Consider the following 25,660-nt stretch of genomic DNA (forward strand, 5'->3'; position numbering starts at 1 on the left):
CCGGACCTCCGATAGGGTAGATAGGCTGCCCTATGCCCCCGGACCCCCTTCCCCTGGCAGTCACTTTGGGCAGGAAAGACGCCCTAAAGTCGATGGTCCGGCCCTGCCGGACCTCCGATAGGGTAGATAGGGTGCCCTATGCCCCCGGGCGGGCCCCCCACCCCCCACCCCCCACCCCCCAAACCCCACAGGCCCCCACAGCTCCGCCTCCACCCAAGACAGGCACATCCCCATCCTCCTCCACACATACTGTGGGGGAGGGAGGGATCAACCATGCGCGACGCGGCCCATCGGGTCCTGGAGACACTGCGAATGTCGAACGGCCTCTATTTGGCAAGCACGTCAGACGCTTATCGCTATGTGTGGATCCGCGATGTCTGCTACATCTCCCTGGCCTTTCTACAATCGCACCCGTTATCGCTGACGCCTCAGCTGCAAGTGGCACCTGAGCGAACTCCGTCAACCGAACTGCAGACATCACCCAGGCACCCGCAGTCGACACACCCACAGCCGGACGACCGCTACGAGCAGACCTACCACAGCATGCTGGATATCTTTCACCAGTACCGCTGGAAGCTGGACTACCACGCGGAACACCGGCCGCGGGAGGCCTTTGAATATATGCATCCGCGGTACCATGCGGACACACTGAGGGAATTGGAGGAGCCGTGGGGGAATGCTCAGAACGACGCCATCGGTGCGTTCTTGTACGGCATCGCGATCGGCCTCAGACACGGCAAACGCATGATTCGACACGAAGCCGATTGTGATCTGATCAATCAATTCATTCGCTACCTCACCACGCTGGCGTTCTGGGAGGACGCGGACAACGGCATGTGGGAGGAGAACCGCGAGATTCACGCCAGCAGCATCGGCGCCTGCACGGCCGGCCTGCTCGCGCTGCAGCCCTGGTTTACGGTCGACTGGGACGTGATTCGCCGCGGAATGACCGCCTTGTATGCGCTCCTGCCGCGTGAAAGCGCTTCGAAGGATTGTGACTTGGCGCAGCTGAGCCTCATCTACCCGTATCAGCTGGTACCGCCCGATGTCGCCCGCAGCATCGTGGCGCGGGTGGAAAGCGAACTGCTGCGCGATCGCGGCGTCATTCGCTACAAAGGCGACCAATACTACCGCCGCGCCGAAGGCGAAGCCGACCACGCCCAGGCCCACACTGGCCACCCCGGGGCCCCCGGCGACCCAACCGGCCACGCCCCAACTGACCACACCGAAGCCGAGTGGTGCCTGGGGCTGCCCTGGCTTGGGCTGTGCTGGTTCACCTTGGGCGATCACGCCCGCGCCCTGTCGTATCTCAGCCGCACCGAACAGGTGATGACCCGCCCCGGCGTGCTGCCGGAGCTGTATTACGGCGGCACCGACCGGCCGAATCCGCAGACGCCGCTGGCCTGGGCCGTCTCCATGTATATCCAGCTATTCGACGCGCTGGCTGGCTTGCGCGGCTCCACTCTCTGAACCTTCGAGGGGAATGCCCCGCAGCCACTTCGCGTCGGACGGGGGCCGAGACGTCAGGTTGTGCGCATCGGATGCGACAAAGTGCACGTACCCCTGCGCCTGCATCCACTCGGCCACCCGGACGGCGGCGCTCGCGGCATTGCGCGGTGCGTCGAAGCATGACGCGGTCACCTGCATGAGCACGCCCGCGTCGATGAAGTCCTTAATTAGTGATGTGTCCTTTTGGATCGCGACATTCCGCTCTGGGTGCGCCATAATCGGCTGGTAGTCCCGCACCAGGAGTTCGTGCATCATCTCAAACATCGCATCGTCGATGACCTGGCTCGGAAACTCCACCAGGACGTAGTTCGTGTCGCCGAGGGTCGGAACGGTGCGACTGCGCAAATCGTCCACCAGGCGCCTCGTCACACGCACCTCGGCGCCCTTGAGCAGTCTCGGCCAGGCATCGGCTTCCGCCCCGCTCGGTCTCGCCGCCGTCAGCTCCGCAAACGCCGCGTCAATCTGCTCCTTTGTCACGTCAAACATCGGGTGCAGATAGTGGGGCGTACAGATGACTGTTTCCACGCCGCAATCACGAAATGCCCGGAGCAGCACGTCTGCTTCAGCCAATGTATCCGGCCCATCATCGAGGCCGGGCAGTACATGTGCATGGATGTCGATGGTCATGAACTCCATCCCCTGTCGCAGTTCACACTGATTCTATCATATTGAATTTCTACATACATGTGTACAAGGGCCCTGTCCCATGTGCGCTTACAGCGAACGAATCTACGCCGATGGAGGACATCATGCGGGTCAAAATGCCAGGTAAATCACGGTTTCCAAACGGAGCGTTCTCCCTTGCGCGGCAGGCCGGCCGAACGACTGCATCGACGCGTGCTGGCGCCAGCCGCTACGCCAGCCCGCTCGGCCGCATCACGTCCGGTCCCGGAGGCCGGGAAATCCGGTTTCTCTTCGACCTTGCCGCCATCACCTTCAGCGCCTTTCTCATCGCGTTCGGCGTCAAGGAGTTCCTGGTGCCGGCAAAGCTCTTGACCACCGGACTGTTTGGCATCTGTATCATTCTGTACAAGCTGCTGGAGCTGCCCATTGGCATGCAGTTTCTCCTGTACAACATCCCGCTGCTCATCCTCGGCTTTCGTTCGTTCGGGAAACGGTTCATGGTTTACACCGTGATCTCCGTGATTGAACAGTCCGTCTTCACCAACGTGCTGCACGTTCCCCGGGCGTTCACGAACGACCCGATTCTGGCCGCCATCTTCGGCGGGTTCATCATTGGGTTCGGAAGCGGCTTGACCTTGCGCGTCGGCGGGTCAGCAGGCGGGTTCGACATCCTGGCGCGGTTCCTGGCGCGCCGGCGGATCCCGATGGGCACCACGACCTTGGTCATCAACTGCGGGGTCATCCTGGCGGCCATGGCGCTGTTCGATGTCGAGCTGGCGCTGTATACGCTGATGTCGATTTTTGTAACGGCCAAGACGTACGATGCGGTGCTGAACAATATGGACAAAGTCAGCTTGATGATTGTGACGACGGACGCGGCACAAATGCAGCGGGCACTGATGGAGGAATTGGGTACGAAGATGGAGATGACCCTGTGGGATGCGGGCGGCACCAGCCCTGCCCGGCCGCGGCAGGTGCTGTACTGCATTGCCGTCAAGGAGCAGGTGCCGCAGCTCAAGGCGGTGATTCAGGCGGTCGATCCACTCTCCGTCTGCACCATTGTGCCCGCGTCCGACGTTATTGGCGGGAATCTGCGTGGGTGGTGATTCGGCTGGCCGCAGGGCCGACAGGCACCAGCTCAAAGGTGTAGCCGCGGGCACGGCAGACGCGGATGATTTTGGGTAGCGCCTGCGCGGTATAACGACTCGGCGAAATGCCGTCGTGAAACAGCACAATCGCCCCAGGCTGCACGTTGCGCAGAACGGTATTGACGATGGGCGCCGCTGACTTGGCGCGCCAGTCCCCGGAGTCCAGGGTCCACAGGACGACCGGGTGCCCGGCTTTCGTGAGCATTGCCATTTCCCGTTGGTCAATCATGCCGCCCGGCGGGCGGTAGAGCACCGGCGTGACACCGCTGGCCGCCCGAATCGCCCGCTCAGCCTTGGTCACATCCTGACGCACCCACACATCCGGCTTACCCGTGATGACCTCGTGGTAGAAGCCGTGATTGCCCAGTTCATGCCCCTCCAGGCGGATGCGGCGAACCAGGCCAGGGTATTCCTGCGAGCGTGATCCTAACACGAAAAACGTTGCACGAACGTGCTCCCGTCGCAGGATGTCGAGGATTTGCGGCGTATATCGCTGGCTCGGGCCATCGTCGAACGTCAGGTAGAGTGTTTTGTGCGACGCGGCGGGTGCGTCGGCTGCGCCCGCTGCGGCAGATCCGGCGGCCGATGCCGCCGTGCCCGATGCAGGCTGCTTTGCAGCCTGCGCCGGACGCGCAGGCGCCGCGATGACAAGGGTCGTGAGCATCATCGACATGATGAGTGCCAAAACAGTAGAGGTGCGGTGTCCCATGGAAACCTCCGCAGAGTATAGTGTGTCGTACGCAGCTTATACTCTGTCCGAGATTTGGAAAATTCATGCACACCCCTTGGCATCGGCGAGGCCGGACCGGTTCAGGTCACTCTGCGGTGCCGCCGCGGCCGCCTCAGCGGCCGACGACTTTGCGGCGGTTGCGCGTCATGGTGTCGATGGTGACCGCGATCAGCAAAATACCGCCCTCCACGATGTATTTGGTGCTCGAAGGCGCGCTCAGCAGGTCCATCCCGTTTTCCACACTGCCAATCACCAGCGCGCCAGCCAGCGCGTTCCAAACGCTGCCTCGTCCCCCGAAGAGACTGGTGCCGCCAATGACCGCCGCCGCGATGGAATCGAGCAGCAAGTCGCCGCCCCCGGATGCGGGCGACGCGGACCCGAGGCGGGAAGCCCCGATGATGCCGCCAATAGCGCCCATCACGCCGCTTAGGGTGAAGACAATGACGCGAATCGACCTGATGTTGATGCCGGCCCGCCGCGCCGCTTCCTTATTCCCGCCGACGGCGTAGATGTGCCGGCCGAACACGGTCGCTTGGGTGATATACGCAAACAGCACGACAAACACGAGCAGGATGAGGCCAGCGACAGGCACGCCGCGATAGGAGTTGAGCGCCCCGACCACCACGACCGAGACAACCCCCAGGAGGACCAAGCGCCAGGTCATCGAACGGGCCGACATGGCGGACAGGTTTCGTTTCCGCCGCCCTTGCTGGATGCCAATGAGCCCAGCCGCGTACCCCGCCACCGCGACAACGACCAGCGCCCAGCCCAGCCATCCAGGCACATAGGAGGCGGCGATGTTGAGCAGGGTTTGGTTGAAAATCGGGACCGTACCGGTGTTGCCGAGAAACGCCAACAAAATGCCCTGATACCCGAGCGATCCGGCGAGCGTGACGATGAACGCCGGCACCCCGATGATGGTGACCCAAAACCCTTGGAACACGCCAATTACGGCGCCGACGACCACCGCGGCCAGAATACACAGCCACGGGTTCACGTGCGCGCCCGACATCAGCACCAGAACCGCCGCCGCGACCCCGCTCACGGCTGCGATAGACAGGTCAATCTCGCCGAGCAGGAGGATAAACGTTTCGCCGATGCCGAGCATGCCAATCTCCGCGATCTGCAAAATCAGATTGGACATGTTGCGGCCCGACAGGAAGTGACTGTTCACACTTTGGAAGATGATCCATATGACAACCAGTGCCAGCATGACCGGCAGCAGGCCCAGTTCTCCGGCTGCGATGCGATCGCGCCAAACGCCCGCTAAGCCACCTTGCTGCTGCTGTTTGCCCTCACGCAGCTGCATACTCATTTGCCCGTCAGCACCTCCTCTGCTGAACCGGTGATAGCGGCGACCACTTCATCCAGGCGCGTCTCCTTCGCCGTCAAGTTGGCAACGGTTTTCCCCAGCCGGAGCACGACAATCCGGTCGGCAACCTGGAACACGTCACTCATATTGTGGGAAATCACCAGGACACCGACGCCCTTTTCCGCGAGGCGCAGGATGAGGTCCAGCACCGCTTTCGTCTGTGTGACCCCCAGTGCAGCCGTCGGTTCGTCCAGCAGCACCAGTTTGGACCCCCACAGGACCGCCCTGGCGACTGCCACGGTTTGGCGCTGCCCCCCGGACAAGCTCGCCACTTGCGTGCTGAGCGGCGGCAGGTTGATGCCGAGTTCCTTCAAGATAGGAATGGCGCGCTCCTCCATCTCCGCCTTGCGGATCGATTTGATGACGCCGGGGATGAGGGTGCGGTGCAATTCGCGCCCGAGAAAGAGGTTGGAGACGATGTCCAGGTTGTCGCACAGGGCGAGGTCCTGGTACACCGTCTGAATGCCAAGCTGCTCGGCAACCGCGGGACTGGTCAGGTGCACCTCGCGGCCTTCGACGAGAATCCTGCCTTCGTCGGGCGTCTCCACCCCGCTGATCATCTTAATGGTCGTCGACTTGCCTGCGCCGTTGTCGCCAACCAGCGCGACCACCTCTCCGGGGTAGACTTCCAAAGAGACATCCTGAAGTGCCTGTACGGCACCAAACCGCTTGCGAATGTGCTCCACCTGAAGCAGCGGGCGAGGCGCCGGCTCTGCTGTATCGTGGTGCGTTTGCGTTGCTGGACTCAATTCTGCCACCTCCACAGACGACGTGAAAACGAGACGTGAGGACGAGACGTGAGAACCATGAGTGAAAAAGAGAGCGCAGGAGATTCCCCGCGCTCTCCCATCACTACACCTGCATCGAGGCGTCAGCTCGACGGATGTTCAATCTTCTGCATCGTGGTGAAGCCATCCTTGATGACCGTCGACTGGATGTTCTGCTTCGTCACAACGACGGGCTGCAGCAACGCAGCGGGGACGTCCTCGGCGCCGTTGTTCACCTTGGTGTTCACCAGGCTCGACGGAATCGGTTTGTTGTCCACGATGTCAACCGCCAGCTCTGCCGCAAGTTTGGCTTCCTTCGGGACCGCCTTGTACACCGTCATCGACTGCGTGCCCTGCATGATGTCGTGCAGCCCAGCATCCGTGGCGTCCTGGCCGGTCACCGGCACTTTGCCGGCGAGTCCCTGGGCCGCCAGGGCCTGGATAACCGCACCCGCAAGCCCGTCGTTCGCTGCGAGCACAGCGTTGACTTTGTTATTCAGTTTCGTAAGCGCCGCTTCCATCTCCCGTTGCCCGTTGCTCGGATCCCAGTTGGGCGTGTAACTCTCGTACCCCTTCCTGAGCTGCCCGCTCTTGAACAGGGGGTCGAGAACGGCGTGCGCGCCTTGCGCGAATTGCAGCGCGTTGTTGTCCGTCTGGGCACCGTCAATCATCACGACCGTCCCCCCTTTCGGCGTGTGCTGCGCGATGTACTCGCCTTGCAGCTTCCCAACCTCTTCATTATCGAAGGAGACGTAGTAGTCCACTTTCGCGTTTTCAATCATTCGGTCATAGGAAATCACTTTCACGCCGGCCTGGTTCGCCTCGTTCACAATCGTTGCCGCCGACTGCGAATCCACCGGGTCAATCACCAGCACCTGCGCGCCGTTGGTGATCGCGGCTTCCGCCTGCTGCTGCTGTGTCGAATCGCTGCCTTGCGCATTCTCGTAATCGACCGTAATACTCGGGTCGAGCGCCTTGACTTCCTTCTCGAAATCCGGCTTATCCTGTGTCTCGTAGCGCGCCGAGGAGGTTGTATCCGGCAGCAGGAGCGCAATCATCTTCCCGCCTTTCGAGCCCGAGCCTCCCGACCCGTTGGACGTTCCGTTGCCACCGCCGCTGCTCCCGCAAGCGGTCGCGAGTGTCATCGCCGCGATGACGGCGATGCCTGCCACAATCCCTTTCTTTTGCTTCATGCTCGTTCCCCCCTGAACTTGTCAATCGGTGTGATTTGCTGCGAATCCGCCCTCATTGGTTGTCTCAAACAACTATTACAGTACAATCAACATAAATGTAAGGCCTTTCATGCTAGTATAAGCGCTTCTCGCTTTTCTCTTAGTTTGTATGGTAAACTAAACACGGACGTTTTGCAATATTGTAAATCTAAATTGATGGATCGATGCCTCTCCGATCCAATCTCCCAATCCCGATGCAGATTGAAGCGAGCACGAGGTGACGCTGATGAGCAAGACCATGGACTCCACCGCCATGCGGCAGGTGAATAAGAAACTCGTAACCCAGCTGATTTATGAACGCAGCCCGGTGTCGCGCATCTCGGTGTCGCAAATGACAGGCTTGAACAAAGCGACTGTCTCCTCGCTGGTCGACGACCTCATCCGGGACCAATACGTGATTGAAGTTGGCTACGGCCGCTCGCGGCGGGGACGCAAGCCGGTGATGCTGGAATTTAACGCAAAAGCCGGCTACTGCATTGGGGTGAACGTGCAAATCACCTATGTGACCACGGTCCTGACGGACCTCATGGGGCAAATCGTGCACAAGCACGTCCGCCCGATTGATTTTTCCCAACATCAGTTCTCGGCGGCGGAGCTGAAACACATTCTCCTGACCGAAATTGACGCCGTCGCCGCCAAGGCGCCGGCCAGTCCGCACGGCATCATCGGCGCGGGCATCGCCTTGCCTGGCATGGTGAACTTCGAAACGGGCCTCGCCTACTATCTGCCCAACATTGAAATCACGGAATGGGACGTCTGTCAGGCCCTCTCAAAGCACCTCACCTTTCCCGTCTTCATCGACAATGATGGAAACTGCGGCGCATTGTCCGCCTACCGGGCCCACCCCTCCACCCCGCTGGTGTTTGTCAACGTGGGCATCGGCGTCGGGACCGGCATCGTCATTGACGGCGAAGTGTTCCGAGGCTACAAAGGCATCGCAGGCGAATTCGGCCATATGACCATCTCGACCATCGGGTTGTTGTGCCGGTGCGGCAACTATGGCTGCTGGGAACAATACGCCTCCGAGCAGGCGCTCCTCCGCTATTTGCAGGAAAGGGGCCAGATGGAGGCGTCCGCAGACTTGGAGTCGCAGTTCGCGCAGATTGTCGTGGAGCGAGCTGTGCAGGGGGACGTTCACTATCAGGAGGCACTCACCACACTGGGCGGATACCTAGGCATCGGGATCGCCAATATTGCCAACGGCGTGAACCCGGAACGCATCGTCATCGGCGGCCCCATCGCTGCCGGGGCAGCGTGGCTTCGGCCCGCGATTCGCTCGGTGCTCCGTCACCGCTCGATTCTCTCCAATAAAGACGTCGAGATTGACTTTGCAGAGGAAGACGCGGTGGTCAGCGGGGCGGCTCGCCTCTGCATCGCCCACCTGATTTTGTGAAGGGCGCGGCGCCACGTTGTCCGAAGGGGGCTGCGCGAAGTTGCGTGATGAGGGCTGCGCCGAGCAGGGTGCTATGTATTTCCAGTCTTTCAACCGTCAATTCTCTGGACGACACCTCGAACAGTATAGGGAAGCGGCGAATTTCGAGGCCGTTTCTTCTCCTTAGATTACCCCTTGTTCGTCTGAAGACCGTACCGTCCAACGGCCTTTCGACACAAGGGGTTTTTCTAGGGAGGTCATTTTTCCAGGGAAGTCCGCTTCAAACCGAGAAACCAGGCGGCAGCGACGGCGGTACATCGAAGTTAGGGTTGTATTGGCGGCTGGCGGAGAATCCGATGATGCAGTAAATCACAATGAACGCGATGCTCACCGCGTAGTTCACCCCTGGAATCACCGTGCCGATGTACAACAGCAGCCACCAGCGGCTGATACCGAAGGCCTTCAAGAACCGCGCCTGCCAGATGATGACAAACACCACGTCGACGATTGGAACCAACAACCACAGAAGATTCCACGCGCTCTTTTTGATCACGCGCATATAGGGCCACAGCTGGGCGATGGGGATAAACGCCAGCCAGGCATGATGGACGCCCGCTTTTCGGAAGGCCATGAAAAAAGCAAACGCCTCCAGGATGTAAATGCCCAATCCAATGACAAAGATGAATGCTCCAAGCACCATAAAAATCCCGAAGAGTCCCAAATATCCCGACACGTATTCACCCTCCTTTCATCGGAAATCAACACTGTACCATCCAGGTCAGGGCGAGTGACATCAGCACCGACCTTTGCTATCATAGCGTGGCTGCGCGAAAAAAGATACGGTCATTTGAAATCCATTGTTTGGTTCTCCTGAGCCCCTCAAATCGCCGCAAGCCGTCCGGGTTCACACCAGGATTCGAAGCCCCATGTACAACCCAAAGGACATCACGACGGCGGAAATCACCCACACCGTCCACTTGTACGCGCCTTTCATCCGCCACTCCGCCGGCAGCACTTTCGCCTCCAACAATAGTAAGAAGCCAAGGACAATGGGAAGCAGCAGCGCGTTCATGACCTCCGTGTCGACGGACAGGTTGACGAGGTTGATGCCGCTGAACACCAGTGCCGCCCCGCCGATGTGCGCGAGGGTGTACACCACATAGAACCACTTGGCCTCCCGCACCTTGTTGTTGACGCTGTGCGGAAATCCGACCACCTCGCCGATGCCCCAGGCGCCCGCCAGCGAAACCACCAGCGCCGCGACGAAACTGGCCCCCAGCATGCCCAGACCGAACACCACTTTGGCCCCCGCCGCACCGAGAAAGGGCAGCAGGCCGCCGGCAATTTGGCCGACGTCGTTCAGCGGTTGATTCGGATTCACCTTGCCGATGGTGGCCGCGATCATCACCACGACCGCAATCATCACCAGCTGCGTCACAATCGATCCCGTCAGGGTGTCCCACCGCGCCGCCTTCAAATGGTGCTTTCCAAGCCCCCGGTCGACGACGGCGGACTGCTGATAAAAAATCATCCACGGCATAATGACGGCCCCCACATTGGCCGCCAGCAAAAACGTATAAGAGGGGTTTCCGAGCGGGATGGTGGAGAGTCCGGACCACAGGGCGTGCGCACTCGGATGCGCCATCAGCGCGGCCGGGAGCAGCAGCAGTTCAAACAGCCCCATCGCAATGCCGATGCGCTCCACCCGCTTGTAGCTGCCGGTAAAACCGAGGCCAATTAAAATAAGCGTGGCCACCGACACACTGTAGCGAGGCGAGATGCCGAACAATTCACCCACCCCGGCCACGCCGCTGAACTCTGTGACCAGCGCGCCAATCGCAGACAAGAACAACGTGGAGACGGACAGCCATGCCCACTTCTGCCCAAAGTGCTCGCGAATCAAATCCCCATGGCCCTTTCCCGTGGCAACGCCGAGACGGACCGTGATTTCTTGAACCAAGTATACGATGGGAATCAGTACAAGCTGCGGAAGCACCATTGCGTATCCCCACTGCGCCCCAGACTGTGCGGCCGTGATGATACACCCCGCATCGGTGTTGGCCAGCATCACAATGATGCCCGGACCAAACAGCGCGATGATACGCAAGAGTCTTTTGATGGAGCCCCGTGGTGGGTTGGCCGCTTTCAGTGCTTCCAAGGTGTACCTCTCCCAAGCTCTGGTTTGATTGATAGAATGACAGTTGTTAGTGTATACTAATTAACAAACCGATGGCAACTGGAGGCGGACGCCTTTCTTCCTTCGAAAGCAGCGTTCGATGGCGGCGTTCGGTTCGCTCGTTCGATGGCAGCGTTGGACCTGCAGGCAGCATTCGGCTGAACCGCAGCGTTCCGCGTTGGCATGAAACAGGGGAGAGCGCCACTCTCCCCTGATCGTAAACGTTCGTTTTAGATTCCCCCCCAGGAATCCTGACGCCAACGTCGTATGCCACCGTTGCGAGCACTGGTCACCAAAGGAGAATGCCCAGCAGGGTGCTGACCACCAGCCCGATGATGACGGGCAGGAAATTCTTCTTCACCAAATCCTGGACATTCACGCCTGCGATACCCGCCACGGCCACCAAGGAAGACCAGGCAATGATGGTTCCGCCTCCAGTCCAAATCGATCCGACCTGCCCGACCGCGCCCAGTGTGCCAATGAACGCGGGATGGCCATTCGCCAGGGCGCCAGCCGTGCTGCCCACCAAGGGCAAGCCGGCAAAGCCAGAACCATCCACCCCAGTGAGCATCCCCAGAATGAGCACCCCAAAGGCGGCAAGGGCACTGCCCGGCGGAAGTGCGTGGCTGATCTTCACGGCCATGTCGAACAGGAAACCCGGCGCATGCGGCCCGAGGACTGCCTGTGCGCCATCCGAACCCCCGAGGAAGAAGAACCCAGCAATCGGAATGACTGGCCCCATTGCACGAAAGGCGAATACGAACCCTTCCACGAGGAAGTCACTGACCGCTTCCAATCCCCCGAATCGGCTCTCGGATTTGTGAGACATACCAATGACGCACAGCAGGAGTGCACCTGCACCACCGAGCAGAGCCGTCGCGTCACCGCTGCTGACGTGCCCAAAAATCATGACCGCGACGACAGCCAGGAGGACCGCGGGAATGAGCATGGCCATGACCACAGCCACCTTCGAACTGCGGACAGGTCCCGTCTCAACGGCTTCACTTGTCGCCGCCATTTCCTGAATGGACAAGATGCCTGCCGCTTGCGTCCGCTCTTCGAGGCTGCTGCTGGCAAAGGCGATATCTTCGCGCCGCTGCATCAGGTACCCAATGCCCAGGGCGACCACGCCAGTCACGGCCGATAGAATGGCGGCTTTGCCCAACACCATGTCGGTTGGAATCCCGGCTGCACTGGCCGTGATTTTAGGCGCTGCCTTAATCACCAAATCGCCGCCGAGCGCCATGCCCTGGCCGGCCATCGCCACCGCCATGGCAGAGGTCATCGGGCTTAAGCCAATTCGCACCGCCGCTGGAATGAGCAGCGCACCGACCAGCGGAAGCGCCGGGGTTGGCCAGAAGAAAATCGAGATCACAAATGTTGCCACGACCAATATCAAGTAGGCAATCGCGGGCGACACCATCAACTTCTGAATCGGCTGAATCATAATTTTGTCTGCCCCCATCGCGCTGGCCGCTTTCAGCATGGCCACCATGATGGTGATGAGCAGAAACACGTTGAACAGTTGTCCCGCCGCATACAAATCGGCATTGAAGACCGATTCGATGCCAAAAATCACGGAGCCCTTGAACGTCCACGCCACCAAAATTGTAAATACAATACTTGGAACCACCACATTTTTCCGAAAAACCATGGCAACAATGATGACTAACGCACCAATCAGGTACATCCAGTGTGCGAGGCTCATACATAACCTCCCCTGCGAGTTTTTGAATCCCCCTCTGATGATTCAACCCTTGCTTGACCTGTGCTCCTTGCTTGAACCTTACGTACGAAATGTTCTGACAATACCTGCAAGCCACTTTCATCCCTCATGGTTATACCAATTTGTATAGAAGGATTATAATCGCATTCCCCCTTTCCAGGTTGTCGAGCTTAGGAGTTTTGGCCAGGCAAATGTTGGACTTCCTCTGGGCACGACACGTTCGATGCCGCGGCCCGCGACGCGCGTGCACGAAACTGCTGCCACACCCACGCCAAGAGCAGCGACCACAGCGCGACGCCCAGCCCGATGGCAGCCTTTGCGAGGTCGTTTGCTGCAAACCAGTGAAGCATCAGCGTGTCTCGCATGAATACACTGGCCGCCGTCCAGGACAAAATCCCGGCTCCCACCCATAACAAGATACGAAACCGGGTGAGCAAACGACATATGATTTGACTGCCCCACACCATGATGGGAATGCTGATGGCCAGCGCGATGGCCATGGGCAGCACCTGGTTCTGCGCGATCCCGGCGATGGCTACCACGTTGTCCAGGCTCATCACAAGGTCGATGAGCAGGACGAGCAGCATCGCCTTCCACAGGGAGCCGTCGTGTTTTGCCTTGGGGTCCGCTTCCTGTTCGTCGGAAAGCACCAGCTTCAACGCGATGTACTCCATCAGTGCGCCGCCAGCCATCTCCACGCCAGAGAAGTGCATGAGCCGGCTGGCAATGCCCGTCAGCGCGATCAGCAGGACGATCAACAGAAGAGTGCCGTAGACGAGGGCGCGTTTGCGGATACGTTCCGGCAAGCCGTATAGCACGGCAGCGATGGCGACGGCGTTGTCGCTGCTGAGCAGGAGGTTGATAAATACGATTTCGGCGATGACGACCATCACATGCACTCCGATATGCATTACCTATGCCTCCCTCCAGCAGGTCTGCTGGATAGCGTCTCATGTTTGTATAGTGTGTTTTGTATACCAAAATTTGCAGTAAAAAAAACGAGTCACCTAAATGCCCATGACAAACGGCGCGGTCAAGTTTTTCAGAAGCTTCATGATGCTCATGGCGACAATGACGCCCGTTTTCGGGTTCTCGGATGGGAAATTGTTCACTTCAAAGGAAAACCGCCCAAACTCCCCCTCGACCTCAACCTGGTGAACATTGTGCTGACAAGCTGGGTCGACCCAAATCTCCACGCTCGTTTGATCTAATCCAACGCCAGCCAGTCCCACGGCAGCCGCGACGTTCACACTTTGCGGATAGCGCTGGGCAGCTTCACGCGCCGAGCCTTGGAAAACACGAACCGGGGCGGTGAGACGGTCGAGATCGTACCGGTGTTCGACGCCCGTGCCATACCAGGCGGCAGGCGGCTTGCGCGTCGTCAGCGACACACGGTCGAGGCGCCCTTCCCGAGCTGCCGCGATGCGGTCCAGTCCGGCCAACGCACAGGAGGGAAAGAACACGCGCACGCCCGACGCAGCCGCGGCGGCCTCGATGTCCCTGGCGAGCCCGTCATCGCACAGCGCGCCGACACTCGTGATGACCAGGGAACAGCCAGCGTCCAGAATCGGCACCGCATAGGCGCGCACCGCATCCTGTCCGGCGGCCTCGATGACAAGGTCCATCTCATATTCCAGAAACTCAGACAACCTGGAGGTGGAAGGAATGCCCGGAATCATGCGGTCAGAGCGGGTCAGAACCCCCGTTACGACCCAGTCACCAGATGGTTCACGACCGATTCTTTCGATAACATCTCGGCCGATGGCCCCGTACCCGATGAACCCAATGCGCAAATCTGTTCCCGCCTCTCACCGCGATCATGATGTTCGTTGGTTGTGAATCTGGCTGAGATTTTCATGCTAATTCTGGTTGCGAATGTGGCTGCGACAATCTATCAGTGCATGCACGCTGTTTTGGGTCTACTTTCTATCACGGGTATACTGAATATTGCATATAGTATACCATATGCCAAAAAGAATCAAGTATTCCGTCAACATTTTGGAAGAAAGCACGCACCGAATGCAACTCGGTCAGGCCCTATCACGCTCCCGACGGCCTAGGTGTGTGTCCGAGTAATTTCCGGTTTCCCAAAAGGTAATAAAAGGATCACTGTCGAAGTCTCCTGTAGCTCACCTTTGGAGGCTTCGAGATGACCAAAAAGTTTCGTCCCTACGACCCGAACCAGATCATGCTGTTGCCACCTTCTCTGGACGAATGGCTGCCTGAGGATCACCTAGTCCACTTCATCGACGACATCGTCGACAGTTTAGATATCTCAGCGATTCTGTCCGTGTACGAGCGAGAGCTCAGAGGCTTTCCACCGTACCATCCAGCCATGTTGCTCAAGGTGCTCATCTACGCGTACTCCACAGGCACCTACTCGTCGCGGAAGATCGCGAAGGCTTGTCAAGAGAATGTGGCCTATCGGATGCTGTCAGCCAACCAATTCCCTGACTTTCGCACCATCAGTGACTTTCGCAAACGTCACCTGGCGGCATTCGAAAACCTGTTCCTTCAGGTGCTGCATATCTGCTCTGAGTCCGGCATGGTCAAACTCGGACATATCGCGCTGGACGGGACCAAGATCAAAGCAAACGCCTCCAAGCATAAGGCCATGAGCTACGGGCGGATGAAGCAAGACAGCGAGAAGCTGCGCAAGGAAATCCGTGACCTTCTGCGTCAGGTGGAGCATGTGGACGAGCGCGAAGACCGACGGTACGGTTCCACCCGTGGAGACGAGTTGCCTGTTGAGCTTACTCGGCGGGAGACCCGCTTGAAGAAGATCCAGGAGGCCATGGCCACTCTTGAAAAACGTGCCAAGGAACAAGCGGAACAAGAGTCAAAGGATAACAAGGATGACCCGGATGGCAAGGGTCCTGGCGGCAAGCGGCGTGGGCGTCCACGCAAGCAACCAAAGGATCTGCCAGCAGACAAGGCACAGATGAACTTCACAGACCCAGAGTCCAGAATCATGAAGACGGCGAATGGGTTCATCCAGGGATACAATGTTCAGTCAGTCGTCGATGAAGCATACCAAATCATCGTTGCAACGAAGGTCACGAACAGCCCGGCGGATGCAGGTCATCTTCGAGACATGATGCGGATGGTCGAAGAGAACATGAGCAAGAAACCCAAGCGGCTTTCCTGTGACGCCGGATATTTCAAGCAGGATGACATCACCTGGCTGGAATCAGAAGGCATCGACCCATATATTGCAACCGGGCGACAGCCACACAACACCATGCCAATCACGGTCAGAGGTCGGATACCGAGTCACTACGGCGTCAAGGAACGAATGGCTCGAAAGCTGAAGACGAAGAAGGGACATGCCATCTACGCCAGACGAAAGGTCATCGTTGAGCCGCCGCACGGGCAAATCAAGCATTGCCGAAAGTTCGACCACTTCTCCCTTCGAGGCCTCGCCAAAGTTGAAGGCGAATGGTCGTTGGTAGCCATGTGCCACAACCTGCTGAAGTTGTTCCGTTACGGAACGCCGAAGTGGGCTACGGTGTGAACCAGACACCCAAGACTAGCTTCGACGGACCTGCTTGGTGTCAAAGAGCAATAATCGAGTGATTTCGGCCTTTATCGGTTCAAAAGATCCAATCGATACTCGGACACACACCTAGGGAACCAAATACGCCCTAAAGTCGATGGCCCGGCCTTGCCGGGCCTCCATTAAGGTAGGAAAGGCGCCTTAAGCTGCTGAGCCCGGCCTTGTCGGGCCTCCATTAAGGTAGAAAGGGTGCCCTAAACGGCCAGGCCCCCACCCCTCGCAGCATCCTAGTGAAGGAAACACTCCTTAAAGTCGATGGCCCAGCCCTGCCGGATCCCCCTTAAGGTAGGAAAGGCGCCTTAAGCTGCTGGGCCCTGCCACACTCCCGGTACCTTAGGGAAGGAAACACGCCCTATCGTCTAGGCCCGGCTCCCCTTAAGGTAGAAAGGGTGCCCTAAACGGCCAGGCCCCCCCTCGCAGCATCCTAGGGAAGGAAACACTCCTTAAAGTCGATGGCCCGGCCCTGCCGGATCCCCCTTAAGGTAGGAAAGGCGCCTTAAGCTGCTGGGCCCGGCCACACTCCCGGCATCCTAGGGAAGGAAACACTCCTTAAAGTCGATGGCCCGGCCTTGCCGGATCCCCCTTAAGGTAGGAAAGGCGCCTTAAGCTGCTGGGCCCTGCCACACTCCCGGTACCTTAGGGAACCAAACACGCCTTCATACCGATGGCCCGGCCCGGCCGAGCCTCCATTAAGGTAGGAAAGGCGCCCTAAGCGGGCAGCCTCTCTTGAGCTAGCGCTTCTTCAGCTGTTGTTGGTAGGCCTCAACCGAGCGGTTGATGTGCTGATGGACCAGCTCTGCAGCACGCTCGCCATCGCCCTGCTTCACGGCCGCGAGAATCTCGCGGTGCTCTGCCGTGGCTTGCGTCGCCCGACCCGGTTGTTCGCGGCCGACCCGCGCGGTGGCGTGAAGGACATCGGCGAGTCCCTTAATCATCTCTTCCAGGCGCTTGTTCCGGCTGACCTGGCAGATCGCGTGGATCATGCTCTCCACCGTCGTCTCATCCACGGATTCGAGAATTTTTCGGCTTTCGGGCGTAATGCGCTCCGCAGCCTGGCGTACAGCGAGCGACTCCAGACACTCCAGAATCCGAAACATATCAATGATTTCCTCATTGGAAATCTCTAGAACAACGCCGCCCTTGCGGGGAATGATCTGAATCAGGCCTTCTGCGTCCAGCTTTCGCAGCGCTTCGCGTACAGGCGTGCGGCTGATGTGCAGTTTGTCCGCCAGATCGCGTTCGATCAGCCGCGTTCCTGCCTCCAGTTCACCGGACAGAATTTGTTCTCGCAGGATTTGGTGCACCTTGACTTCAATCGGACTAAAATCTTCCTCAAACAAATGCGTCTCTTCCGCCATTCGAGCCGTCACTTCCAGTCTGCCCCGACCCAGAATGATTGCCGTGAGCTGTCTATCGATCTACTCCATATCGTACCAGCGGCTTCACGGCGTCGCAATATGGGGCAGACTCAGCCCAACCCCCGCTTCTCATTCAGGAGGGCTGCGGACGCCTCCGTCTCATCGTACTTCTCCCAGAATTCCTTCAACTTCTGGTACTGTTTTCCTTTCGCTTGGGCGGCATCCCACGTGACGGTGCAGTCCCCATAGGCATACGTCTGGCAGCCCAAGCGGTACCCCTGGTGGACGAGATCGCCAAGAATCCGCTCCTGCGCCTTGTTGACGGGAGACAGGTTCTCCAGCCCCTCCTCCACATGCATCTTGCACGTCCCACACCTGCCGCCGGCACAGCGATAAGGCAGTCCGCCGCCATAGCGGATGGACAACCGCAGCACGTGTGCTTCGCTCCCCGTACCCAGTTCAATCTTTTGACCCGAAGTCTTGAAATAAATGTAGTGTTTGGTCACGGTCTCCCGCCCCTTTGGATAATGTACCTAGAGAAAAGGCCTACTTCTTGATGTCGGCGGACGTGATGACGGAATGTCCGGACGTCTCCAGGTGTTGTGCCAGTGCAGCCAGCGCGGCCGTTCCGACCGCGGTGTCCTGTTCGCCATTGCCGCCGCTGATCCCGATGCCCCCAATGACCTCTCCATCCACAACGACGGGGAATCCCCCCACGAACACGGCAAACTTGCCTGGGAACATCAACTGAATGCCATATGCCTCATTGTTCGGCAGCGCCGGCCCGTTGGGTGGTGTGTTGAACAAGTGGGTCGAGCGCTTGTGTCCTGCCGCGGTGAATGCTTTTGCGATCGCGATGTCCGGACCGGTGATGCGCGCCCCATCCATGCGTTCCAGTGCAATCAAGTGCCCGCCCTGGTCCACGACCGCGATGGTCTCCAGCACCCCAATCTCTTGAGACTTCTCCTTCGCGGCCTCCAGCATCACCCGCGCTTCTGCGAGTTCGAGTTGGTATGTCTGTTTCATCCCGCACACTCCTGTCAAATCCGTAGGGTCAGTTGCCGTAATAGACGGTCTTGATTTGCGTGAAAAACTCCAGGCCCACCCGGCCTGACTCGCGGAAGGTCGACGTACTCGACCGCTTCAGCCCGCCAAAGGGTGCCTGAATCAGATTGCCGGTGGTGGTCCGGTTGACCTTCACCGTGCCGGCCTGAATCGCCTTGACAAAGTAGTTCGCCTTCGCGATGTCCCGCGTGACAATCGCAGCGGACAGGCCGTACTCCACACCGTTTGCAATGGTCAGGGCTTCTTCGAAGGAGTCGACCGGGAGAACGGCAATCACCGGGCCGAAGATTTCCTCCTGCGCAATCCGCATCTCCGGTTTCACATCCGCGAACACCGCCGGCCGTACAAAATATCCGTTGGCGTATTGGCCCTCCGTCAATCGTTCGCCGCCAATCAGCAGGCGGGCCCCTTCCTTCCGGCCGATGTCGATGTACGACAGCGTCGTCTCCAACTGACCTTTATTCGCCAGCGGGCCCACTTCCACGCCCGGTTCAAAACCGTGGCTGATTTTCAGCTTTCCCGTCGCCTCAACCAGTTTTTCCAAATAGGCATCATAGACAGAACGCATGACGATGACCCGGCTGGTCCCCGTGCAAGCCTGCCCCGTCAGTTCAAACCCGCCCTTGATGGTCAGCGTGACCGCTTTGTCAAGGTCCGCGTCTTCCATCACAATCAGCGGGTTTTTGCCGCCCAGCTCCATCTGCGTACGTGTCGTCAGCTGGGTCGTCCGGTGAATGCTTTCGCCAGCTTCGGTCGATCCGGTGAACGTAATGGCACGAATCAGCGGGTGCGCCGTCAGCACCTCGCCGACCCGCGAGGCGGATCCGGTGACCAGGTGAATGACCCCCTCCGGAAGCCCCGCCTCCAGCAGGCACTCCACCAACCGCAGGGCAATCACCGGTGTGTCGGAAGCCGGCTTAAACACGACGGTGTTGCCGGAGATGAGGGCGGGTGCGATTTTCCGGGCGGGAATGGAAATGGGAAAGTTCCACGGCGTAATGACGCTGACGACGCCGAGCGGTTCACGATGGCTGAACACAAAGCTGCCCCCATCGTCGACCGGGTAGGTCTCTCCCCCGAAAGCCATGCCTTCCTGCGCATAAAAGCGGAACGTCGCTGCCGCACGTTTCACTTCATTCGTCGCCGCCTCGATGGGTTTCCCTTCTTCGCGGGTCAGCTCGGCACCGTAGTCCGACGCGCGCTGCATGAGCAAATCCGCCGCCGCCAGCAAAACGGCCGCACGTTTGCTCACGGGTACAGCCGCCCACGCCGCAAACGCCGCTCCAGCCGCCTCCACTGCAGCGACGGCTTCCTCGCGTGTAAAATTTGGCAAACTTCCAACGATATCCGACGTGTCCGCTGGGTTGATGCTGTGAATCCAGTCGCCGGACGCAGAAGTCCGCCATCCGCCCGCGATAAAACTCTTATACTCGGTCGAAGACTTTGTGGTTTGCACGAAACGCGCACGCTCCTTGTACTCGTATACCCGCCTCATGATGCGACAAGAGCGGTGCAAGACAGACACCGCTCTCCCTGTTGTGTGCATCCAGACGTTCCTGCCCAATCACGCCTGCCTGCCAAAGTCCGTCAGCAGATGCGCGTCATGAGGGCGGTGTGTTGCCAAACACCTTACACCGCAGCCGCGGTGCCCAGGTCATTCTTCACATACGCCTCGTACAGCCCGTTGGTATAGGTCCAGCGCATGTTGGCTCCGTCTTCAATCACTTGCAGGCAGCGCTGCTGCAGTTCCGGCGTGTTCGCATAATCCAGCACAATCTGATAACCGCGTTCTCCGTGAATCTCGTCGGACACAATGTGCAGCGAAAAGAACTCTGCCTCTTCTTCCGTGAAACCGTACTTTTCGAGCAACGGCGGGTATTGCTTCCGGTAGATATCCGGCACCTGCGATTCCAAACCGACAATCAGCGCCGCGGTCGCCACCACAAAGTGCTCCCGGATGGCCAATGCATAGCACCACGACTGCAGGCCGCGCGTCGTCGGCAGCATGTTGCGCTCGTTGGTCACGGCCTCGGCAGTGGTGCCGCAAGCCTCTGCAAAGCGGATGAGGAGGTCCGTGTGGCGTACGTCGCTGATTTCTTCCTCGTACATGTTCTGCAAAATGAAGTCTTTCGCATCGGTGTACTGGTCGGGAATGTTGGCATAAATGTAGGAAAGGTAGTCTGCGAACGGTCCAACGTAGTGGTAGTGATTTTCCGCCCAGCGTGCAAAGTGGTGACGCTCCAGCTTGCCTTCCGCCCACGCGACACTGAACGGCGCGCCCTTCGAGTGTTTTCCCTTAATGGCTTCTTCCATCTTCGCCCGAAACTCTTCCCTCGATAACAACTCCGCCATGTTGAACCCTCCTCATTTTTGAATCGACGGCTGCTTCGTTTGCTCTCGTCGATTAGGTATTCTGTATACCAAAAATCAGTTGGTGAATTTGGTATACTGCATACCTTCTAACGCAAACTATAGCAATCGCTTTTGCATGTGTCAACAGAATATTCTTTTAACACTTGATTTTCGTTGCTTTGTGAGCAACGACGCTTCAACATCGGTTCGCCAGCACCGACGCTTCAACGCCTCATCATCAGACCACGTTCAACCGCTGTTCTCAAGCCAAGCCAAACAGCTGTCTCGCTGCAGCCTCAAGTCCATCCAGCGCTTCTTCCACGATGGCCTCCCCCGCTGCGCGGCTCCCTGCCGGCGCGTTGCCAATACACCCATTGCGGGTCATGTCATCGTAGAAGTGAAACCCTTGAATGGCGTTGCCCGGCCGCAGCAACCGCCAGTTTCCCTCCTGAATATCGCCAGCCGCAAGCTGGTCTTTGCGCACGATGTCCGGTGCCATGTACAAGGCTTCAGACACCTCCCGTTCACAGCTGTGGCCGTACAGCTTCGACTGTACGTGTTCGGAAATGGCCTGCTTCGCCGCAGCCGTCGTCTTCGCATAGTACACCTTCGCACCCAGCTCGACGCTCAGCTGTGCGGATGCGACACTCAGCAGCGACTGGTTTCCCCCGTGGGAGTTGACGATGAGAAACTGCTCCAGCCCGTGCTGCTGCAGTGACCACACGACATCCCGCAGTACGGCGATGAGGGTCTCCGGCCGCATGGTGATGGTGCCTGGAAAGTGAATGTGGTGAATCGAAATGCCAAATGGAATGGCGGGTGTCATGACGGCATACGGTGCCAGGCGGTCGACCAGCCGCCGCGCCATCTGCTCCGCCAGCACGGCGTCGCAGCTTTCATTCATGTGCGGCCCGTGTTGTTCGTGCGCGCCGAGCGGAATGATGCCGACCTTCACCGTCTTCAAAGCCTCCTGGACTTCCGGCCATGTCATGTCCGCCAGAATGTATCCCATACCATCACCCCTTCAAACCTTTTGCTCCAACCGCTTCCACGCCGGTTTTAACGGAAGTCTGTCCTGCACGATCTCCAAGTCATGCGAAATGGTCAACTGGCAAAGCAGGCGATAGCCTTCCGCCAGCTTGTCTTCGCCGAGCATGCGCTCCTCTTTCCAATTCGGCGGCGGCAGGTGCTCGGCGCCGCCGATGACCCGCGAGGCGCAGCGCGTGCACCGCCCCATTCCACACGAATATCGAAGACCGGGCAATTTCTTTACGCCAGCGAGCACCACCAGGTTGCTGCCCTCCGGAACCTCGTGTTCACTCAGCCCGTCGACGCCGTGAAGAATAATCTTCACCATCTCGCGCTCCCCCCTCCTGCAGCGTTCGTGCCATTGACCCTCTCGCAATTTGGTATACAATATACAATATAACACATAGACATTCCTTGTGGCGTTGCACTTCAAAATAATTTGAGTGTTTGCATGGACCATCATTTGCGAATTTGCATGTGAACGTTTGCGTGAAACTGCGGCAACAGCGGCAACTGCATGCCCAAGGCCCGTGCGGTGTGTCTGTCAACGGGCCCTCGGCAGAAGGATGTGGAGCAATCGGTGGGCGTCATACGAAAACTTCAAGCGGTCGGTGCAGCGCGAGGCTACATCTTTTTATGTTCTGTCCTGCTCTATCTGCTCTCAGTCATTTTCCCGTTTCCAGGCGCCCAGGTGCTGCTTGCCGTCAGCTCCGTCTGCTGCCTGCTGGCGGCGTTTGCGTACTGTTCACTGGTGTCCAAAGCGCTTTCTGTCGCGTTTGTCGTCTGCGGCCTCTACTTTGCCCATACGTCGAGCACATCGTGGTTCCACATCTTGACCTCTTTTGGAAGCATGTCAAGCCTGCTATGCTTGTTCGCAGTGGTGCCGCTCATCGCGATCCCGGTGCGTGTCGGACACTACGAGGTGTCGGTCAGCCAGGTGCTGCAAAAACGGCACCTGTCCGACCGGAAACTGTACTTCACCATCAGCGCCTTCGCGTATCTGTTGGGCAGTTTGATGAACATCGCGACCATCCCGATGATGTATCACGCCGTACGCGGGGTGGTCGAGCGTTCAAATCTCCGCGATGGCAAGCGTTTCCTGGTGCAGAGCATCGTCACCGGATACGCGATGCCGCTCGCCTGGAGTCCCGTCACAGCCGTCGTGGCGGCGGTCGTGAACGTCACCCGCGTCGCCTGGCTGGCCGTACTGCCCCTCACGCTCATCATCAGCTTCGCCGGGCTCGCCCTCAGTGTGCTGTTGTTCAAAGGGAGCCGCGGGCCGGCCTTTCAACCGGAATCGGCCGATGTCTACATCGCGGCGGCGGCTGAATCCTCGGAGGAGACGAATGCGCCGACGCGCGGCCACAGCATCTGGCAAATCCCCATCGCCATTGTCGCGTTCATCGCCTGCATGCTGCTGATTCAACACTGGAGCGGGTGGTCGATGCTGGAGGTCATTTCGATTCTATCCATTCCGTTCGCCGCCGCGTGGTCGGCACTGATGGGCGAGGGCCTGTCCTTTGTGCGGCAGCTGGCCCGGCATCACGCGACCGTGCGCAATTTGCACGGCACCTTCGCCGTCTTTACGGCGGCTGGCTTTTTCGTCTCCACCCTGGAACACGCACAGGCCAGCGCATCCCTGAACAGGACCTTCGTGCATGTGGCGGCCGCCATCGGGCCGTCCGTCTTCATCGCGGTGATTCCAATCATCGTGATCGCGATGTCGATGATCGGCTTCCACCCGGTGGTGAGCATCGCGCTGCTTGGCACATCGCTGCACCCATCCGTCCTGCATATGTCGCCGATTTGGCTGTCCATTGCGCTCTTTGGCGGCGGCGTATTGACCTTTATTGTCAGCCCGTTCAACGCTACACTGAACGTGACGGGTACCGTTGCACAGCAGAGTCCTTGGACCATCATGCGCTGGAACGTCAAGTTTTGCATTTGTTTTCTCGTCCTCATTGTTGCGATTGTCGCGATCGGCCAGCGGCTTCTGCCCCACTGGACGCTGTGATGAACACGTTTCGTCCAGGAGGGTTCGCCGCACTCGCGCAGGCCCGGCATGCCGGTGCACACAAGCCTTCCATTTTATATGGAAATCTGTAGAGAAAGAGTTGATGACATGTCCAAGCCTGCAATGCACAACACGATGCTCGTCCTCCTGACCACAACCTCCGGCTGTGTGGACGCCATCAGCTTCCTCATCCTCGGTCAGGTGTTCGTCGCCGCGATGACCGGCAACACGGTGTTGTTCGGGCTGAGCCTGATTCACGCCGACGGACTCAATCCGCTCAACTACGCGTCCGCCTTGCTCGGATTTATGCTGGGCGCGGTGACAGCCGCCTTGATATTCCGGCGCACGCGCAAGGGTTCAGGGTGGACGCCAACCGCATCCGTCGTTATCACCGTGGAGCTGGCCGCCCTGGTGCTGTTTGCACTGTTGAGCCGCGCACCGCACATTCTCGACGACGACTGGAAGCAGCTGCTCATCGTCGTGCTCTCGTTTGCGATGGGGACGCAAGGCGTGACAGCCCGGCGGGTGGGCGTGAACGGCGTCACCACGACGGTGATTACCAGCACCCTCACAGGGCTGATGGAAATTTGCGTGTGGAAGGTCGGCCAGCGGCTGAAACTCACCCCCAACGCGGACGATGCGAAACAACCGGAGAACCAGGTGACACCGCTCACCCTGTCGATGTGGGTCATCGTGATCGTCGCATATGGTGTTGGCGCTGCCCTGTGCGGCGGCCTCGTGTCTGTGTGGCATTTGCAGGCTGTGTGGCTGCCGGTGGTAATTGTCCTGGCGGTGGTCATCACGTCATCCGCCTCGATGATGCGCATGTCTTCGGAACGACGGTCGGAAATCAGCATGTGAATCCTCTTGCCGGCGGATGCCAATGGTGTGATGGGCACAAAAGCGGGGTACATGCGCCTGTTTTGAAGGCTCCATGTACCCCGCTGTCACGAAAGGAGATCCGGACGGCGTCGCAAAACGCTGCAGACCGAGGGCTGGTGCTTGCGGCTGGTCATCTGGTCAAAACCGGCCGCGCGCGCTCGTGCTTACTTTCCCTGGACCAGATTGACAAACTTGTCGACGATGGAATCCAGAAAGGCCAAGGTGTTCTCATCGACCAGGCGCCCATCCTTGAACTTTTCGTTTGCGAACGTGATGAGAATCTCGTTGCCGCCGGGCGGGAGTGTCCGCGCCGCGATGCCAGGGCTCACGAGCACGTCTCGCAAGTGCTGCTGCGCGCGAAGTGTCCCCATCATGAACGGTGACACCCCTGCGACCAGTGTCGGTTTGTTGTTCATCGGTCGATCACCACGAGACAGCCAATCCAGCGCATTTTTGAGAACACCGGAGAAGGACCAGTTGAACTCAGGCGTGACAATCAACACACCGTCCGCTGCCGCCACCTGCTGGTGCAGCTTTTTGGCGGCTTCCGGCATCGGGTCTTCCTGATCTTGATCGTAAAAGGGCAAACTGCGAATGTCCGCATACTCAATGGCGAATTTGTCCTTGTAGCGCTCCTCCATTGTCTCTACCAAATGAAGATTGAACGAGTCCTTGCGCAGACTTCCAACTAAGGCGACGAGCTTCATCTGTTTTCCTCCATCCTCTTGGCACCTGACGGTCCCGCACT

The 25,660-nt window shown here is 58.9% G+C and carries 24 protein-coding genes; 6 read left to right on the plus strand and 18 right to left on the minus strand.

Going from position 1 to position 25,660, the window contains the following annotated elements; genetic code table 11:
* Positions 1 to 273: 273 nt before the first annotated feature.
* Positions 274 to 1,470 (plus strand): glycoside hydrolase family 15 protein, encoded by a 1,197-nt coding sequence (locus tag JI721_RS04715; RefSeq protein WP_274456912.1) that lies wholly within the window; start codon positions 274 to 276, stop codon positions 1,468 to 1,470.
* On the opposite strand, the gene JI721_RS04720 is transcribed toward JI721_RS04715, so the two are convergent.
* Entirely contained in the window at positions 1,429 to 2,136 is a 708-nt protein-coding gene (locus tag JI721_RS04720; RefSeq protein WP_274456913.1) for a tyrosine-protein phosphatase, read from the minus strand. The genes JI721_RS04715 and JI721_RS04720 overlap by 42 nt on opposite strands.
* A 122-nt stretch (positions 2,137 to 2,258) precedes the next feature.
* Between JI721_RS04720 and JI721_RS04725 the strand changes: the two genes are divergently transcribed.
* Positions 2,259 to 3,239, plus strand: coding sequence for a YitT family protein (locus JI721_RS04725; RefSeq protein ID WP_274456914.1), 981 nt, complete (start codon positions 2,259 to 2,261; stop codon positions 3,237 to 3,239).
* Here JI721_RS04725 and JI721_RS04730 read toward each other — a convergent pair.
* The 4 genes from JI721_RS04730 to JI721_RS04745 form a co-directional block, all read right to left on the minus strand.
* Positions 3,211 to 3,990, minus strand: coding sequence for a polysaccharide deacetylase family protein (locus JI721_RS04730; protein ID WP_274456915.1), 780 nt, complete (start codon positions 3,988 to 3,990; stop codon positions 3,211 to 3,213). The genes JI721_RS04725 and JI721_RS04730 overlap by 29 nt on opposite strands.
* Before the next feature lie 133 nt (positions 3,991 to 4,123).
* Complete coding sequence (locus JI721_RS04735; RefSeq protein ID WP_274456916.1) at positions 4,124 to 5,326, minus strand: sugar ABC transporter permease; 1,203 nt, start codon at positions 5,324 to 5,326, stop codon at positions 4,124 to 4,126.
* A complete protein-coding gene (locus JI721_RS04740; RefSeq protein ID WP_274456917.1) occupies positions 5,323 to 6,132 on the minus strand; it encodes an ATP-binding cassette domain-containing protein in 810 nt (269 codons plus the stop codon). The genes JI721_RS04735 and JI721_RS04740 overlap by 4 nt, the downstream gene beginning before the upstream one ends.
* A 122-nt stretch (positions 6,133 to 6,254) precedes the next feature.
* Positions 6,255 to 7,343 (minus strand): sugar ABC transporter substrate-binding protein, encoded by a 1,089-nt coding sequence (locus tag JI721_RS04745; protein WP_274456918.1) that lies wholly within the window; start codon positions 7,341 to 7,343, stop codon positions 6,255 to 6,257.
* 265 nt (positions 7,344 to 7,608) lie between these two features.
* On the opposite strand from JI721_RS04745, the gene JI721_RS04750 reads away from it, so the two are divergent.
* Entirely contained in the window at positions 7,609 to 8,775 is a 1,167-nt protein-coding gene (locus JI721_RS04750; protein WP_274456919.1) for an ROK family protein, read from the plus strand.
* Between the two features lie 259 nt (positions 8,776 to 9,034).
* On the opposite strand, the gene JI721_RS04755 is transcribed toward JI721_RS04750, so the two are convergent.
* The 5 genes from JI721_RS04755 to JI721_RS04775 form a co-directional block, all read right to left on the minus strand.
* The gene (locus JI721_RS04755; RefSeq protein WP_274456920.1) at positions 9,035 to 9,487 is read right to left on the minus strand and encodes a DUF5684 domain-containing protein; all 453 of its coding nucleotides are present in this window, start codon (positions 9,485 to 9,487) and stop codon (positions 9,035 to 9,037) included.
* A gap of 171 nt (positions 9,488 to 9,658) precedes the next feature.
* Positions 9,659 to 10,912 (minus strand): NRAMP family divalent metal transporter, encoded by a 1,254-nt coding sequence (locus JI721_RS04760; RefSeq protein WP_274456921.1) that lies wholly within the window; start codon positions 10,910 to 10,912, stop codon positions 9,659 to 9,661.
* A gap of 307 nt (positions 10,913 to 11,219) precedes the next feature.
* Positions 11,220 to 12,638, minus strand: coding sequence for a hypothetical protein (locus JI721_RS04765; protein WP_274456922.1), 1,419 nt, complete (start codon positions 12,636 to 12,638; stop codon positions 11,220 to 11,222).
* Between the two features lie 188 nt (positions 12,639 to 12,826).
* Entirely contained in the window at positions 12,827 to 13,567 is a 741-nt protein-coding gene (locus JI721_RS04770; RefSeq protein WP_274456923.1) for a YjbE family putative metal transport protein, read from the minus strand.
* Positions 13,568 to 13,663: 96 nt separating this feature from the next.
* Positions 13,664 to 14,449, minus strand: coding sequence for an aspartate dehydrogenase (locus tag JI721_RS04775; RefSeq protein WP_274456924.1), 786 nt, complete (start codon positions 14,447 to 14,449; stop codon positions 13,664 to 13,666).
* Between the two features lie 356 nt (positions 14,450 to 14,805).
* On the opposite strand from JI721_RS04775, the gene JI721_RS04780 reads away from it, so the two are divergent.
* Positions 14,806 to 16,170: an IS1182 family transposase gene (locus tag JI721_RS04780; protein WP_274455994.1), complete on the plus strand. Its 1,365-nt coding sequence runs from the start codon at positions 14,806 to 14,808 to the stop codon at positions 16,168 to 16,170.
* A gap of 773 nt (positions 16,171 to 16,943) precedes the next feature.
* Here JI721_RS04780 and JI721_RS04785 read toward each other — a convergent pair.
* From JI721_RS04785 to JI721_RS04815, 7 genes are all read right to left on the minus strand, one after another.
* A complete protein-coding gene (locus JI721_RS04785) occupies positions 16,944 to 17,582 on the minus strand; it encodes a GntR family transcriptional regulator (protein ID WP_274456925.1) in 639 nt (212 codons plus the stop codon).
* Positions 17,583 to 17,680: 98 nt separating this feature from the next.
* Positions 17,681 to 18,076 (minus strand): 2Fe-2S iron-sulfur cluster-binding protein, encoded by a 396-nt coding sequence (locus tag JI721_RS04790; protein ID WP_274456926.1) that lies wholly within the window; start codon positions 18,074 to 18,076, stop codon positions 17,681 to 17,683.
* 40 nt (positions 18,077 to 18,116) lie between these two features.
* The gene (locus JI721_RS04795) at positions 18,117 to 18,596 is read right to left on the minus strand and encodes a GlcG/HbpS family heme-binding protein (protein WP_274456927.1); all 480 of its coding nucleotides are present in this window, start codon (positions 18,594 to 18,596) and stop codon (positions 18,117 to 18,119) included.
* 28 nt (positions 18,597 to 18,624) lie between these two features.
* Entirely contained in the window at positions 18,625 to 20,091 is a 1,467-nt protein-coding gene (locus tag JI721_RS04800; RefSeq protein WP_274456928.1) for an aldehyde dehydrogenase family protein, read from the minus strand.
* A 173-nt stretch (positions 20,092 to 20,264) separates the two neighbouring features.
* Positions 20,265 to 20,987 (minus strand): iron-containing redox enzyme family protein, encoded by a 723-nt coding sequence (locus JI721_RS04805; protein ID WP_274456929.1) that lies wholly within the window; start codon positions 20,985 to 20,987, stop codon positions 20,265 to 20,267.
* 262 nt (positions 20,988 to 21,249) lie between these two features.
* Positions 21,250 to 21,999: a creatininase family protein gene (locus tag JI721_RS04810; protein ID WP_274456930.1), complete on the minus strand. Its 750-nt coding sequence runs from the start codon at positions 21,997 to 21,999 to the stop codon at positions 21,250 to 21,252.
* A 12-nt stretch (positions 22,000 to 22,011) separates the two neighbouring features.
* Positions 22,012 to 22,344 carry a 2Fe-2S iron-sulfur cluster-binding protein gene (locus tag JI721_RS04815; RefSeq protein WP_274456931.1) on the minus strand — a complete coding sequence of 111 codons (333 nt, stop codon included), beginning with the start codon at positions 22,342 to 22,344 and terminating at the stop codon, positions 22,012 to 22,014.
* 252 nt (positions 22,345 to 22,596) lie between these two features.
* Here JI721_RS04815 and JI721_RS04820 point away from each other — a divergent pair, with 252 nt between their 5' ends.
* The gene (locus JI721_RS04820; RefSeq protein WP_274456932.1) at positions 22,597 to 24,030 is read left to right on the plus strand and encodes a hypothetical protein; all 1,434 of its coding nucleotides are present in this window, start codon (positions 22,597 to 22,599) and stop codon (positions 24,028 to 24,030) included.
* 108 nt (positions 24,031 to 24,138) lie between these two features.
* The gene (locus tag JI721_RS04825; protein ID WP_274456933.1) at positions 24,139 to 24,891 is read left to right on the plus strand and encodes a YoaK family protein; all 753 of its coding nucleotides are present in this window, start codon (positions 24,139 to 24,141) and stop codon (positions 24,889 to 24,891) included.
* A 185-nt stretch (positions 24,892 to 25,076) separates the two neighbouring features.
* On the opposite strand, the gene JI721_RS04830 is transcribed toward JI721_RS04825, so the two are convergent.
* Positions 25,077 to 25,619 (minus strand): NADPH-dependent FMN reductase, encoded by a 543-nt coding sequence (locus tag JI721_RS04830; RefSeq protein WP_274456934.1) that lies wholly within the window; start codon positions 25,617 to 25,619, stop codon positions 25,077 to 25,079.
* Positions 25,620 to 25,660: the final 41 nt, after the last annotated feature.

The organism is Alicyclobacillus cycloheptanicus (assembly GCF_028751525.1).
Taxonomy (GTDB): Bacteria; Bacillota; Bacilli; order Alicyclobacillales; family Alicyclobacillaceae; genus Alicyclobacillus_L; species Alicyclobacillus_L cycloheptanicus.